The following is a 14604-nucleotide window of genomic DNA, read 5'->3' as shown; positions in this document are numbered from 1 at the left end:
TGACGAATTCGAGGCGAAGTTGCATGGTGTTTTGCGGGTTCCAAGGCATGGTCAGTCCAGGCATTTCGATGCCCAAAAGTGTCAACCATGTCCCCGCCAAATCTGTCAACCATGTCCCCGGTCTATACACTGCAGCAAAGAAAGTTACCCCCGCCCCGGGGAGGGGCAGTGCTAATAGACCGACATGAACACAGGTTTCACGAAAGAAACAAATCACGCCCCTCAAGGCTGATCAATCAACGACCGCGTGGCTTCAGCCACAAGCCCCCGCAACCATCGAACTTCATCCGAGTAATGACACCGCTCATGCCACAACTGGTAATACTGCATAGGCGGGAAGTCGAGCGGCGCGGGCACGACCGCGAGTGGCAGAAACCGTGCGTAATGATCCGCAAACAGCCGCGTCGTCGTAAAAACGAGATCCGACTTGATCAACACGTAAGGCGCGAGATTGAAGTAAGGCAGCGTAACGACGACATGACGCTTCAACCGCTCCCGCGCGAGATGCACGTCGATAGCCCCACGCTGCCCGACGGAATAAGGCGTCGGCGCAAGGTGCGGTGCGTTGAGATACTGATCGAGCGTGAGCCCGCCGCGCTTCGCAAACGGATGCGTGTTGCTGACGAGACACACGATCTTGTCGACGAACAGGTTCGAAAGATGCAGTTGCTCGGGCGGCTCGGGCCAGTTACCGACGACGATATCGAGCTTGCCGTCTTCCAGCGCGAGCTCGTAATCGAACGCCGGCCCGAGCGAATGAAACTCGAGCGTCGCGTCGGGCGCGGCCTGCCGGAATCGTTCGACGACCGTCGGCACGAACAGCACATTCAGATAATCGGGGCAGCCGATGCGATAGCACCGAACCGACGTGGAAGGATCGAAGTTGTGCTGCTGGACCTTGATCCGCTCGATCTCGCGCAACGCGTTCTGCGTGGGCTCGAGCAGGCGCAGGCCGTACTCGGTCGGCACCATGCCGGACTTGCCGCGCACGAGGAGCGGGTCGCCGGTGATATCGCGCAGACGCCGCAAAGCGGCGCTGATGGCGGGTTGCGACTGATTGAGCTTGACGGCCGCGCGCGTCACGCTGCGTTCCATCAACAGGGTGTGCAAGACGCGCAATAAATATGTATCGATCGCCTCGCGTTGCTGACTCATGTTATCTCCACTATATGTTCTGGCTGATCGATGCAGGGGTGTGACATATAGTTTTTAATATGACGCGAAAATTTCGTCAAGGTGTGGGTTACCCGCAAATAGTGGCTGTGCGGCGTGTGGCGCATTATTTTGAGTTATCGACTTAGCGTTCCGAATTCTGTAAATTCTGCCCGCGGCCAACTTGCGCGTCATCGCGAATGTCACGCACCGGTCTCGCGGTAACCTTTTCCAGCCCGGCCTGCTCGGTGGCCGGGCGCATTTCTGGATTTCAATGGGCGACGCCATCATCACGTCGACGACGCCACCGCGCCTGGCGTTGTCCGGTATCAGCAAGCAGTATCCGTCGGTCAAGGCGAACGACGGCGTGAATCTCATCGTCATGCCGGGCGAAATCCACGCCGTGCTGGGCGAAAACGGCGCGGGCAAGTCCACGCTGATGAAGATCATCTACGGCGCCGTGCGGCCCGACGAAGGCGAGATCCGCTGGCAGGGCGAAGCCGTCGAGATCGGCAGTCCGGCGGCGGCGCGCAAGCTCGGCATCGGCATGGTGTTTCAGCACTTTTCGCTGTTCGAGACGTTGACGGTGGGCGAGAACATCGCGCTCGCGCTCGACGACAAATTCGACATGAAGGCGCTCGGCAAGCGCATCCGCGAGGTGTCGAAGGATTACGGGCTCGATGTCGATCCGCAGCGCCACGTGCATAGCCTCACAGTCGGCGAGCGGCAGCGCGTGGAGATCGTCCGATGCCTCTTGCAGAATCCGCGGCTGCTCATCATGGACGAGCCGACTTCCGTGCTCACGCCGCAGGCGGTCCAGAAGCTTTTCAAGGTGCTGCGCCGGCTCGCATCGGAAGGCTGCAGCATTCTCTATATCAGCCACAAGCTCGACGAAATCCAGTCGCTCTGCGAGAACGCCACGGTGATGCGCGGCGGGCGCGTGACCGGCAACGTCGATCCGCGCCGCGAAACGCCGGCGTCGCTCGCGCAGTTGATGGTCGGCCATTCGCTGCCCGATTACACGCGACGCGAACACCGGCCGGGCGAGGTGCGCCTCGCGGTGAAGAATCTGTCGGTCGCGAGCCCCGATCCGTTCGGAACGTCGCTCGACAACGTCTCGTTCGCCGTGCATGCGGGCGAGATTTTCGGCATCGCGGGCGTGTCGGGGAACGGTCAGGCGGAGCTGCTCGCGGCACTGTCGGGCGAAATCCGCGACAAGCATGTCGCAGCCGATGCCATCTCGATCTGCGGCAAGCCCGCGGCGCGTTTCACCGCGGGCGGCCGCCGGCGCCGGGGCTTCGCGTTCGTGCCCGAGGAACGGCTGGGACGCGGCGCGGTGCCCGCGATGTCACTCGCCGATAACGGCCTGCTCACCGCGCATCGCGAAAATCTGGTGCGCGGCGGCTGGATCAAGGCGAACGCGGTGAAGGCGTTCGCGGACCGCTGCATCCAATCGTTCGACGTGCGCTGCGGCGGCAGCCATGCGCTCGCGCAAAGCCTGTCGGGCGGCAACCTGCAGAAGTTCATCGTCGGACGCGAGATCCTGCAGGAGCCGAAGGTGCTCGTCGTCGCGCAACCCACTTGGGGCGTCGATGTCGGCGCGGCGGGCTTCATCCGTCAGCAGTTGCTCGATCTGTCGGCACGCGGCGTCGCGATCCTCGTCATTTCCGAAGAGCTCGAAGAACTGTTCGATATCTGCGACCGGCTCGCCGTGATCGCGCGCGGCAAGCTTTCGCCAGTGCGCAAGACGAGCGAAACCAACGCGGAGGAAGTCGGCCTCTTCATGGCCGGTCTCTTCGATGGCAAGGCCGCGCCCGCAGCCGCGCCCGAATCACTTTCGAAGTAAGAAAAAAGTAGGAAGCGATGATCTTTCCCTATCGACTCGAAGCGCGCGCGACGCCCTCGCGCGCCATGCAGCTCGCCGTGCCGGTAGTCGCCGCCGTCGCGACGCTCGTCATCGGCTTTCTGATTTTCAGTCTCGTCGGCCAGGACCCGCTGCGCGCGATGCACGCGTTCTTCATCGAGCCGCTCTCCAGCATCAACGGCTGGTCGGAGCTCGTGCTGAAAGCGTCGCCGCTATGCCTGATCGCCCTCGGGCTCGCGGTCGGCTATCGCGCGAACGTGTGGAACATCGGCGCGGAAGGGCAGATGCTGCTCGGCGGCATTGTCGCGGGCGGCATCGCGATTCATGCCGGCGACGCATCCGGCTGGTGGACATTGCCTTTGATGATGCTGGGCGGCATCCTCGGCGGCATGATCTGGGCGGCGATTCCTGCGCTGCTCAAGAGCCGCTTCAACACGAACGAAATCCTGACGAGCCTGATGCTCACCTACGTGGCGACGCAACTGCTGATCTATCTCGTCAGCGGCCCGTGGCGCGATCCCGAAGGCATGAACTTTCCGATTTCCGCGATGTTCGGCGACGACGCGCTGTTCCCGCGCCTCTATGGCGACTGGCACTGGACGTGGCTGAAGGGCACGCGCATCAACGCGTCGGTGTTTCTGACGGCGATCGCGATTCCTCTCGTGTGGATTTTCATGCGCAAGAGTTTCGCGGGCTTCCGGATGAACGTCGGCGGTCTTGCACCGCTCGCCGCGCGTTACGCCGGTTTCTCCGACAAGAAGACGATCTGGACCTCGCTGCTACTCTCCGGCGGCCTCGCGGGACTCGCCGGTATGGGCGAAGTGGCCGGGCCGATCGGCCAGCTTCAGGCGGGCTGGTCGCCGGGCTATGGCTTCACCGCGATCATCGTCGTGTTCGTCGGGCGGCTGCATCCGGTGGGCATCGTGCTCGCGAGCCTGCTGATGGCGCTGCTCTATCTGGGCGGCGAAGCAGTGCAGACGTCGCTGCAATTGCCGCAAGCGCTCGCGGGCGTGTTTCAGGGCCTGCTGCTGTTCTGTCTGCTCGGCTGCGATCTGTTCGTGAATTACCGCATCAAGCGCAGGACGCCTGCGCATCACGCTGCTTGAGAGGCACAAGAACATGGATATCAATCAGGCCAGCAATCTCGCGTCGAGCGCCGTGGTCGCCGCCATCCCGCTGATGTACGCCGGCGCGGGCGAGCTCGTCGCGGAGAAGTCGGGCGTGCTCAATCTCGGCGTCGAAGGCATGATGCTGATGGGCGCGGTCACGGGCTACGCCGTCACCGCGATCACCGGCAATCCGTGGCTCGGCATCGTCGCGTCGGTGTTCGCCGGGCTCGCGATGGCGCTGCTCTTCGGCTTTCTCACCATCACGATGCTCGCCAATCAGGTCGCCACGGGCCTGTCGCTGACGATCTTCGGCATCGGCTTTTCGGCGTATGTCGGCAAGCCGTACACGTCGGCGGCGGTGCGCTCGACAATCGACGTGATGCCGCTTCCCGGCCTTTCATCGATTCCCGTGCTCGGCCCCGCGATCTTCTCGCTCACGCCGCTCGGTTATCTCGCGTTCATCATGTTCGCGGTGATCGGCTGGTTCCTCTACAAGACGCGCGCGGGGCTCGTGCTGCGTTCGGTCGGGGAATCGCCGTCGGTCGCGCATTCGGTGGGCTTCTCCGTAGTCGGCGTGCGCTACGGCGCGACGCTCTTCGGTGGCGCGATGGCGGGCATCGCGGGCGGTTATTACTCGATCGTCTATCTGCACGTCTGGCAGGAGCAACTGACTTCGGGCCGTGGCTGGATCGCGCTCGCGCTCGTCGTGTTCGCGACGTGGCGTCCGGGGCGGCTGCTCATCGGCGCGCTGCTCTTCGGCGCGGTGATGGCGCTGCAGTTCTACGCGCAGGCCATCGGCGTGCCGGTGCCGACGCAGTTCCTCGCGATGCTGCCGTATCTCGCGACCATCGTCGTGCTGGTGCTCATCTCGCGCAATCCGAACACGATCAAGCTCAATGCGCCGGCCTCGCTCGGCAAGCCGTTTTTCGCGGCGAGTTAGCCAAAACGCTGTTGCTGGCGAGCCGCATCGTGATTTCGTCCGCTTTTTTGGCCGACCACACTCGGTTACACGCATTCTCGACTCAAACACAACATCGACCAGGAGAATCACAATGAATAAACCGTGGCTTAAAGCGATCACCGCGACGGTCGCGCTGTCCGCCACCGTCGCCGCGCTGTCGACGGGCGTGCAGGCGGCGGACGCGCCGGGCGTCGCGTTCGTCTATCTCGGCAATCCGGGCGATGCAGGCTGGACATTTGCGCACGACGCAGGCAGCAAAGAGGCCGAAGCGAAGTACGGCAGCAAGATCAAGATTACGCGCGTCGAGAACGTGCCCGAATCCGCCGACTCCGAGCGCGTGTTCCGCGATCTCGCGAACAAGGGCAACAAGGTCATCTTCGCCACGAGCTTCGGCTATCAGGACTTCGCGCTGAAGGTCGCGAAGGATTTTCCGGACACGATTTTCCTGACGGCCACCGGTTTCAAGAAGGCGAAGAACTTCGGCACCTATGATGTGCGCATGTATCAGGGCGCGTATCTCGCGGGCGTCGCCGCAGGCTATGTGACGAAGACGAACACGCTCGGTTTTGTCGCGTCGGTGCCGATTCCCGAAGTGGTGCGCAACATCAACGCGTACACGATGGGCGCGCGCTCGGTGAATCCGAAGATCCACACGAAGGTCATCTGGATCAACAGCTGGTTCGATCCGGGCAAGGAAAAGCAGGCGGCCGAAACGCTGATCGGCCAGGGCGCCGACGTGCTCTTGCAAAACACCGACTCCAACGCGACGCTCAACACCGCCGCCGAGAAGAAGGTCTACGCGTTCGGCTGGGATTCGAACATGAAGAAGTTCGGCCCGAGCGCGCATCTGGGCTCGGTGGTCGCGCACTGGGGCGTGTACTACAACGACGTGATCCAGAAGGTCATCGACGGAAAGTGGAAGAACGATCCCGTATGGCTCGGCATTCCACAAAAGGCCGTCGATCTCGAAGATCTGAACACCGGCGTGATTCCCGCGAAGGCCGTGCAGGCCGTCGCCGCGAAGCGCGACGAGCTGCACACCGGCAAGTGGGACGTGTTCAGCGGCCCGATCAAGGATCAGTCGGGCGCGGAGAAGGTGCCGGCCGGCAAGACCCTGTCCGATCCGGAACTGCAGCGCATCAACTGGTATGTCGAGGGCGTCGACGGCTCGTTGCCGAAGTAAGCCGTCTTCGATGCAATAGGAAACGCGCGTCGCTTCGCAGTGACGCGCGTTTTTTCATGACGTCGGAAAAAGCATCAATCGTCGATGCGCAGTCCCACCTTGATCGTCACCTGCCAGTGCAGGATCTTGCCGTCCTCGATGTGCCCGCGTGTTTCGACCACTTCGAACCAGTGCATGTTGCGCAGCGTTTTCGACGCCTTCGAGAGCGCGACGCGCACGGCATCGTCGCTCGATTGCGGCGAGGAGCCAGTGAGTTCGATCTGCTTATAGACGTGTTCCGACATGGTGTTCTCCTTGTAATGATGGATCGGCTCCGGCGACGCGTCGTTCGCCGCGAGCCTGCAATACCGATGCAGCAAGGCACGCGCCATCACGCTCATCGCGCGTGGCTTTCATTAAAGGACAGGAATGCGCGCGCGTGTAGTCGGGGTTTGCGCGAAGCACGCGAACATACAAGCACGAGCCTCATGAACGAGGCTCGTACGCTTTCGGAAAACCGCAGGGGAATGTCAGCGAAGAATCAGCGCAGCGGCCGCGAGGCGGCATCGCCCGCATCCTGGCGGCGGGTGCCGCGGCGCCTGCGTGCCGAAACCGTCGCGCCGAATTCGCTCAGAATCTGGGCGCGTGCGCGGCTCGCGAACACAAGGAAACCGAAACCGTTCGCCTCGTACCAGTAACCGCCGTTTTCGAGTCCGTCGAGCGGCTGCTCGAGCGCATTGGTGATGGATTCGACACAGCGCCTGTGCAGCTCGTCGATGGCCGGATACGGCGGCTGTGCGCCCCGCACACTGCACAGAAGGACATCGAGACCCGGCAGCACATGTGCGTACAGAACCGGCTCGTCCTGCGCGCGAGCGCGGGCGATCTTCGTGTCCAGCTGACCAAATGGCTTGAAATGCCGCAGCACGGCGAGAAAAGACTCGTCGCCATCGGCCTTCACGCGTTTACGCTTTTTCGGGAAGGACATAAAAACTCGCCTGAAAAAGAATTGCAAGAAACGCAGCGTCCTCATGCGGCCACTCCCGTCTTGCGCGCCGCACGTCGATCTTTTATAGCGCATCGATGTGATTAGGTCACGGTGAATCGGGCCTGCCAACTCGTGTCCGGCTAGTTGCCGGTGCACGCTGCTGGCGCACGATTCGTGCCGATGACCGTTAGGCGGCCCGCTTGGCATCCCTCTGAGCATCTATCCCAATAATAGTCCTGCTGCTACCCGCGCGAACAGCTTTCGTAAAGAAAAAAGCGGGGGGGCGCACCCAGCGGGCGGGGTGCCAGTCATGCAGACCCGCGCGCGCGGCGCGGGTTCCATGCGGATCGGGCGGGTTTGTCCGCCTAGACGCGCGGCGACTTCTTGAGCTCGTCGCGAATCTCGCGCAGCACCAGCACGTCTTCCGGCGTCGCGGCCGGCGCGGTTTCGACCGGCTTGCGCAGATTGTTGATGAACTTGACCATCAGAAAGATGATGAACGCGAGGATGATGAAGTTGATCAGCACCGTGATGAACGAGCCGTAGCCGAACACGGCGACGCCCGCGGTCTGCAGATCCTTGTACGAATCGGGATTGCCTTTGAAGGTTGGCGGTATGTGCCCGAGCCGTACGAAGAGATTGGAAAAGTCGAGGCCGCCTGTCGCGAGGCCGACCACCGGCATGATCAGATCCTTCACGATGGAATTGACGATCGTCGAAAATGCGCCGCCGATGATGACGCCGACTGCGAGGTCCATGACGTTGCCCTTCAGGGCGAAGTTCTTGAATTCCTCAATCATGCTCATGCGCGGCTTCCTCCAGTTTGTGTCAAATGGTTGTGCGGGCTCAGACGGCAGCAAGGGCTATGCCATTGGAACGCGCGCGAAACGCAGCGTGAGCCGCGTTTCGCGCGGGCAACGTCAATGATAGTCAATTCGTCCGCGAACCGCCCGCGCGCTGAACATCTCGTGCGCTCACGCGTGCATCATGCGGCCGGCACGCGGCCCACGCTGATCGCCGCGCAGAATGCGGCGTGGTCCGCGACGACCTGCGAACCGTAGCGTTCGGCCCACATTGCGTAGGCTGCGTCGAGCCGGTCCGAGTGCCCGCAATAGCCCGCGATGAGCGCGGCGTCGCCGGTGCGCGCGTGGGCGCGGGCGAGCAGCAGGCCGAGGCACCACGCATAGAAGTCGAAGGTCGCGCCGTGCAGCCAGTCGACCGGAATCGAGCCGCGAATCTGCTTCATTTGCCGTACGTAGAAATCGCGGCCGGAGATGGTCGTCCAGCCGAGCAGCGCATCGGACGAGCTTTGCAAGAGCCGCTGTCCGTGCACGACGCGCCGTCCCTGATGGCGATACGGCTCGTCGAGCGGCGGCACGAACGGCGCAGCCGCGGGCACGATGCCTTCCTTCACCTGCATGAAAAGCGGGTCGCCGAGCGCGCGCCCGACGAGCAGCACGAGATACGCGCGCGTGCCGACGCTGCCTACGCCCACCACGCGATGCGCGACATCCGCGACGTCGTAGCGTTCGAGCATCATCCGCCATTCACCGGCGATGGTCTGCAGATACGCCTTGAGGCCATCGGTCACATGATTTTTCTCGGCGGCGTCGAGCTTCGTGAGAATCGGCGGGTCGACCTTGAAGCGATAGCTCTTGCCGACGGGCTCCGCGACTTTTGCGAACATCGTCGCGTGCGAGCGCTTCATCGCGCGTTCGACGGTCTTCTCGATGGTCGCTTTCTCTTCTTGATCGAGCTTCGTCGGCGCGTCCATGTGCAGGGCGCTCGCGTAGGAACGCATCTGCCAGAGGTCGTACGGGCTGACTTGCCAGAGCCCGTCCATCGTCGTGCGGTATGCCGCGCATGCGGAGCGCACCGCGCGCTCCCGGCCCGCGGCATCGACGCCGTTCTCGCGCGCCGCGACATTGATGCTCGCGGTCAGACGTTTCAGGTCCCATTCCCACGGGCCGACGAGCGTTTCGTCGAAATCGTTCAAATCGAACACGACGTCCTGGCGCGGCGTGCGAAAGAGGCCGAAGTTGTTGATGTGCGCGTCGCCATCGATGATCACGTTGTGGCCGATCGACGGCGACTTCGCCAGATCCCACGCCATCACCGTTGCGGAGCCGCGCAGGAACGCGAACGGCGATTCCGCCATGCGCTGCATGCGCAGCGGAATCAGACGCTCCTGACGGCCCGCGTTGCCCGCGAGCACGCGTTCGACGGGGTCGGGCCGGTCCGGCTCGGGCGTCCAGGCACCGTGGGCGTCGAAGGCAACGGCGTCGCGCAACGCGCGGCCGGTGGCGCGGCTCGCGTCGGCTGTGCCGCTGATCGGGAAATTCGGCGATGAATCGGGGCGTGTCGACAAGGCGTTTTCTCCTTCGGCGGGACGGGGCGTGTCGAATGTTCGTCGAACGTCAGGCATTCGACGCTCGCGAGCGGAACGTTTTACACTCGACGCGTCTGCAGCATGAACGCGCGCCGTCTGCACAGCAAGCGACGCGCCGGCATCTCACGCGGGCACGCGAAGTGCTTCGTTCGATCCGCCGAAGCCCGCAATGCCATCGCGCAATCCCGACGCCCGGTGCGTCATCCACATCGAAAACATCATCTCATGCCGAACGAACTCCGCATTGCCGAAGGCTCGCCGTTCCCGCTCGGCGCGACCTGGGACGGAAAGGGCGTCAATTTCGCGCTGTTCTCCGCGAACGCGACCAAGGTCGAACTCTGCCTCTTCGACGAGAAAGGCGAGCAGGAAACGCAGCGCATCGAACTGCCCGAATACACCGATGAAGTCTGGCATGTCTACGTGCAGGGCCTCGAGCCCGGCACGGTCTATGGATACCGTGTGCACGGTCCCTACGAGCCGGAGAACGGCCATCGCTTCAATCCGAACAAGCTGCTGCTGGACCCATACGCGAAGGCGCATGTCGGCGAGCTGAAATGGGACCCGGCCATCTTCGGTTATACGCTCGACGCCGAAGGCGACGATCTCACGTTCGATGAACGCGACAGCGCGCCTTTCGTGCAGAAGTGCCAGGTCGTCGATCAGACATTCTCGTGGACACACCCGACGCGCGTGCGCGTGCCGTGGGAGCACACGATCTTCTACGAGACGCACGTGCGCGGCTACACGAAGCTGCATCCGGCGATTCCAGAGCCCATTCGCGGCACGTTCGAAGGGCTCGGCCAAAAGGAAGTGGTCGAGTACATCAAGAGCCTGGGCGTGACATCGGTCGAACTCCTGCCGATTCACGCCTTCGTGAACGACAGCCATCTGCTCGACAAGGGCCTCACGAACTACTGGGGCTACAACACGATCGGCTTTTTCGCCGCCGATCCGCGCTATTTCGCGCGCGGGCCGGGCGTCATCGCCGAGTTCAAGGAGATGGTCGACCGGCTGCACGAAGCCGGGCTCGAAGTGATTCTCGACGTCGTGTACAACCACACCGCCGAAGGCAACGAGCGCGGGCCGACGCTGTCGTTTCGCGGCATCGACAACGCGTCGTACTACCGGCTGATGCCGGAAGAGGCGCGCTATTACATCAACGATACCGGCACGGGCAACACGCTCAATCTCTCGCATCCGCGCGTGCTGCAGATGGTCACCGACAGCCTGCGCTACTGGGTGACGGAGATGAACGTCGACGGCTTCCGTTTCGACCTCGCGACGATCCTCGGCCGCGAGCCATACGGTTTCGACGAAGGCGGCGGCTTTCTCGACAGTTGCAGGCAAGACCCGATTCTTTCGAGCGTAAAGCTCATCGCCGAGCCGTGGGATTGCGGGCCGGGCGGCTATCAGGTCGGCGGCTTTCCGCCGGGCTGGGCGGAATGGAACGATCGCTATCGGGACACGGTGCGCGAGTTCTGGAAGGGCGACGAAGGCATCGCGCCGGAGCTCGGGACGCGCATGACCGCATCGGGCGACAAGTTCAACAAGCGCGGGCGCAGGCCGTGGGCGAGCGTGAACTTCATCACCGCGCACGACGGCTTCACGCTGAACGATCTCGTTTCGTACAACGAGAAACACAACGAGGCGAACGGCGAGGACAACAACGACGGCCACTCCGACAACAAGTCGTGGAACTGCGGCGCGGAAGGCCCGACGGACGATGTCGAGATCCGTACGCTGCGCGAGCGCCAGAAGCGCAACATGCTCGCGACGCTGCTGTTCTCGCAAGGCACGCCGATGCTGCTCGCGGGCGATGAATTCGGCCGCACGCAGAAGGGCAACAACAACGCGTACTGTCAGGACGACGACATCAGTTGGGTCAACTGGGATATCGACGACGACGGGCGCGCGCTCACCGAATTCCTGCGCAAGCTGACGACCTTGCGTCACACGCTGCCGGTGCTGCGGCGCCAGCGCTTTCTCACGGGCGAATATCACGAGGACTTGCAGGTCGCCGATGTCAGATGGCTCGGCACCACCGGCGACGAGCTCACGCAGGAGCAATGGGACGATCCGAACATGCGCTGCTTCGCCCTTGTCATCGACGGGCGCGCGCAGGCGACCGGCATCCGCAAGCCGGCGTCGGACGCGACGCTGTTGCTGATCGTGAACGCGTATCACGACGTGGTCGATTTCACGCTGCCCGATATTCCGGGCCCGGACGAATGGATCTGTCTGATCGACACGAATGCGCCGATTCGCGAAGAGTTGCCGGAGTTCGGCGCCGACGACGTGTATCAGGTGACGGGCCGCTCGCTGCTGCTGTTTGCGCTTCAGCCGCGCGGTGCGACCAAACGCATTTTCAAGCGGCTGGAAGAAGCCTTGACGGACGAGGTGCCGCCCGAAAGCGGGGCGAGTTGAGTCTGGCGTCGGCAGGGCGTTTCGCGCGACCGGTTATCATCTGGTTTTTGCGATAGCGACAGGAGGCGGCGCGAGCCGCCTTCTTTTTTTCCGATGCACGTATCGATCACGCATGAACGCGCGGGCCTTCACAGCCGCGCGGCACCATCGACATGATGCTGCACGCCATCCTGCGCGTCGCGAGCTGGGATCAGCTCGGGCGCATCTGGGAATTCATCGTCGGCTTCTTCAAGTTTTTGTGGGGTTTGCTGCGCTTTCTCGGCGGCGGCTGATGCGCTGATTCTCCGCGCCGAAACGACAAGGGCCCCGCGCAAACGGGGCCCTTGCATCATCATGCGTGCGCGGCAAGTTCAGGAATCGCGCCAGCCGTCATCGTTGTTGCTGCCGAGGTCCAGGCCGCCGCCGCCGCTGTTGTCGTTCCAGTCGTTCGATCCGTTGCCAAAGTCGAGGCCGCCGCCATTGTTGTTGCCGAAATCGAGGCCGCCGTTGTCGTTCTGCGCGGGACGATCGACCGGCACGTCGCGCTCGATCACACGATCGCGCCCGTGCGACAACGCCTGGCCGAGCAGCACGCCGGTGAGCAGGCCGCCCATGCCGCCGCCGAATCCGCCACCGCCTTGCTGAATGATGACGGGCGGCTGCTGGCCTTGCTGCGGCGCATTCGGCGGATAGGGCCCTTGTTGCGGATACGGCTGCGGCTGACCGCGTCCGAAGCGCTCGGCTTCCTGCGCGTAAGGCGACCCATTCGGCGCGCCGTTCTGCGCGTAATTCGCCGCGTTCGGATCGGGCCGGCCTTCGGCACGCGCCTTCAGGCTCGCGACCTGATTCTCCAGATCTTCGATGGCGTACGGCGGCACCGGATTCTTCGCGTTCGATAACGCTTCGACCATCTCGCGCAACTGCGTCTCCGCGCCTTCCACGTCGCGCAGGAGCGCTTCGTGACCCGGCGCGGTAGAGAGCCGCACGTCGAGCTTCAAGGTTCGCACGTCGTTGAGGAGTTCGGTTGCGCGCTTGAGCTGGGAGCGGCGGTCGTCGTCGGCGCGGCCGTCGTCACGCGCGCGGGCGCGGCGCAAGCCCCAGCGCAGCACGAGCGCGATCGCCGCGATCAGCACAGCAAAGCCGATCCACGCGCCCATGCCGATGCCGTGATTTTGCTGTGCGGCGGCCGCCTGCCCCTGATTGAACGGATTCTGCGTGACCGTGACCGTGCCCGTCGCGCCGTTGTCGGACCGCGGCGAGATGCTGGCGCGCGTCGCATCGGCCTGAATGCGGGCTTGCGTGGCCGCGAAGCGCGACGGGTCCGTGAAGCTCAACGATGGATCGAGCGATTTCGCCTGTTGCAGATGCGAAAGGGCGTCGCTGTAGCGGCCCTCGCGGTCGAGCACCTGCGCGTACAGATAGTGCGCGTGCGCGTTCTTCGGATGCGCTTCGAGCACTTCGCTCAGTTGGGAGTCGGCCTTTTGCCAGTTCCCCTGCGTCATCGACTGCTCGACCTGCTGAGCAGTCGGCGCGGCGAACGCGAGCGGGGAAGCGAGCGACAAGGACAACGCCAGAGCCGTCAACGTCTTTTTCATGATGCGGGCCGGACGCGATGAACGTCCGTCTCCTGTCGATGCAATCGTGTACTGCTCAAGGTAACGCATATTCGTGCGACGCGCCGCTCGCCTTATAGTTCGCGGCGCTCGCTTGCCATCAGACGCCGATTCTCACTGCGCCGGCGTGTTCAACTGCTTCTTCAGCGCTTCGAGACGATCTTCGACGGAAGGCCCGCGATGGAGTTCGGCGAGCTTGTCGTCGAGCGCTTTGCCGGACTTCTGATCGGCGGAATTCAGACGCGCATCCGAGCGCGCGTTGGCGAGCTGGACCTTGTCCTCGAGCTTCTGGAAGTCTTCGGAAAGATTCCTGCCGCCGATGCCGCCCAGTGCCGTCGCGGCCGTGTCCTTCGCGGTCGCGATCTGCTGCTTCGCCTGAAGAATGTTCGAGCGCGCGTTGAGATCGTTGCGGCGCTGACGCATGTCGGCGATCTGCTTTTTCAGATGCTCGACCGACGGTTCAAGCGTCTGCAGTTCGGCCGCGAGCGCATCGCGTTCGGTTTCGGCGTTCGCCTGCGCCGCGAGCGCTTCACGCGCGAGGCCTTCGTCGCCCGCCTGCAGCGCGCGCTTCGCGCCGTCTTCGTATTTCTTCGCCTTGTCGTTGGCGGCGTCGCGCTTGCTCTGCTGCGTCGCGACCTGCGCTTCGATCTCGATGAGCGAGTTTTCCGCCTTCGCGATGCTTTCGTCGAGCTCGCGCACGATCTGGCGGGCGTCGCGCGAAGGGTCCTGCATGGTGTCGGCGGCGTCGTTCAAGAGGCCTTTGACCGTGCGCGTGATGGAATCGAAAAGCGACATGTATTTCTCCTGGATGAAGACGGCGGCTTTGCACGCTCACGTGCGTGCCACGCGGCTCGAATGTGAGGCGCAACGTGCGGGATTGCAAGCGTCACGTGCGACGCACATGCACGCCGGGTTTACCCGCTCATTAGATCATGCCGTGACTTAATCGGGACTTAACGGAAG

At 63.3% G+C, this 14604-nt stretch carries 12 protein-coding genes; 5 read left to right on the top strand and 7 right to left on the bottom strand.

The window, feature by feature from the left end; translation table 11 throughout:
* Window positions 1-222: 222 nt before the first annotated feature.
* A complete protein-coding gene (locus tag AWB74_RS27990; protein ID WP_061124662.1) occupies window positions 223-1155 on the bottom strand; it encodes a LysR substrate-binding domain-containing protein in 933 nt (310 codons plus the stop codon).
* A 271-nt stretch (window positions 1156-1426) separates the two neighbouring features.
* Between AWB74_RS27990 and AWB74_RS27985 the strand changes: the two genes are divergently transcribed.
* The 4 genes from AWB74_RS27985 (at window position 1427) to AWB74_RS27970 (ending at window position 6269) form a co-directional block, all read left to right on the top strand.
* A complete protein-coding gene (locus tag AWB74_RS27985) occupies window positions 1427-2998 on the top strand; it encodes an ABC transporter ATP-binding protein (protein WP_061149892.1) in 1572 nt (523 codons plus the stop codon).
* Between the two features lie 17 nt (window positions 2999-3015).
* A complete protein-coding gene (locus tag AWB74_RS27980) occupies window positions 3016-4122 on the top strand; it encodes an ABC transporter permease (RefSeq protein WP_061149891.1) in 1107 nt (368 codons plus the stop codon).
* A gap of 13 nt (window positions 4123-4135) precedes the next feature.
* Window positions 4136-5065, top strand: coding sequence for an ABC transporter permease (locus tag AWB74_RS27975; RefSeq protein ID WP_061149890.1), 930 nt, complete (start codon window positions 4136-4138; stop codon window positions 5063-5065).
* A 112-nt stretch (window positions 5066-5177) separates the two neighbouring features.
* Window positions 5178-6269, top strand: a complete 1092-nt coding sequence (locus AWB74_RS27970; protein ID WP_061149889.1) for a BMP family ABC transporter substrate-binding protein — start codon at window positions 5178-5180, stop codon at window positions 6267-6269.
* 74 nt (window positions 6270-6343) lie between these two features.
* On the opposite strand, the gene AWB74_RS27965 is transcribed toward AWB74_RS27970, so the two are convergent.
* From AWB74_RS27965 to AWB74_RS27950, 4 genes are all read right to left on the bottom strand, one after another.
* Window positions 6344-6553, bottom strand: a complete 210-nt coding sequence (locus AWB74_RS27965) for a dodecin (RefSeq protein ID WP_061149899.1) — start codon at window positions 6551-6553, stop codon at window positions 6344-6346.
* A gap of 236 nt (window positions 6554-6789) precedes the next feature.
* Entirely contained in the window at window positions 6790-7281 is a 492-nt protein-coding gene (locus tag AWB74_RS27960; RefSeq protein WP_061149898.1) for a hypothetical protein, read from the bottom strand.
* 320 nt (window positions 7282-7601) lie between these two features.
* Window positions 7602-8042 carry a large conductance mechanosensitive channel protein MscL gene (gene mscL / locus AWB74_RS27955; RefSeq protein ID WP_061149888.1) on the bottom strand — a complete coding sequence of 147 codons (441 nt, stop codon included), beginning with the start codon at window positions 8040-8042 and terminating at the stop codon, window positions 7602-7604.
* Window positions 8043-8221: 179 nt separating this feature from the next.
* A complete protein-coding gene (locus tag AWB74_RS27950) occupies window positions 8222-9604 on the bottom strand; it encodes a DUF2252 domain-containing protein (protein ID WP_061149887.1) in 1383 nt (460 codons plus the stop codon).
* Between the two features lie 246 nt (window positions 9605-9850).
* Here AWB74_RS27950 and glgX point away from each other — a divergent pair, with 246 nt between their 5' ends.
* Window positions 9851-12049, top strand: coding sequence for a glycogen debranching protein GlgX (gene glgX / locus AWB74_RS27945; RefSeq protein WP_061149886.1), 2199 nt, complete (start codon window positions 9851-9853; stop codon window positions 12047-12049).
* Window positions 12050-12399: 350 nt separating this feature from the next.
* On the opposite strand, the gene AWB74_RS27940 is transcribed toward glgX, so the two are convergent.
* Complete coding sequence (locus tag AWB74_RS27940) at window positions 12400-13623, bottom strand: tetratricopeptide repeat protein (RefSeq protein ID WP_061149885.1); 1224 nt, start codon at window positions 13621-13623, stop codon at window positions 12400-12402.
* A 132-nt stretch (window positions 13624-13755) separates the two neighbouring features.
* Window positions 13756-14436 carry a PspA/IM30 family protein gene (locus AWB74_RS27935; RefSeq protein ID WP_061149884.1) on the bottom strand — a complete coding sequence of 227 codons (681 nt, stop codon included), beginning with the start codon at window positions 14434-14436 and terminating at the stop codon, window positions 13756-13758.
* Between the last annotated feature and the right edge of the window lie 168 nt (window positions 14437-14604).

The organism is Caballeronia arvi, from assembly GCF_001544695.2.
In the GTDB taxonomy this organism is placed as follows: Bacteria; Pseudomonadota; Gammaproteobacteria; order Burkholderiales; family Burkholderiaceae; genus Caballeronia; species Caballeronia arvi.
Note: the sequence above shows the minus strand (reverse complement) of the source record. Positions and strands in the feature narration are given on the sequence as shown.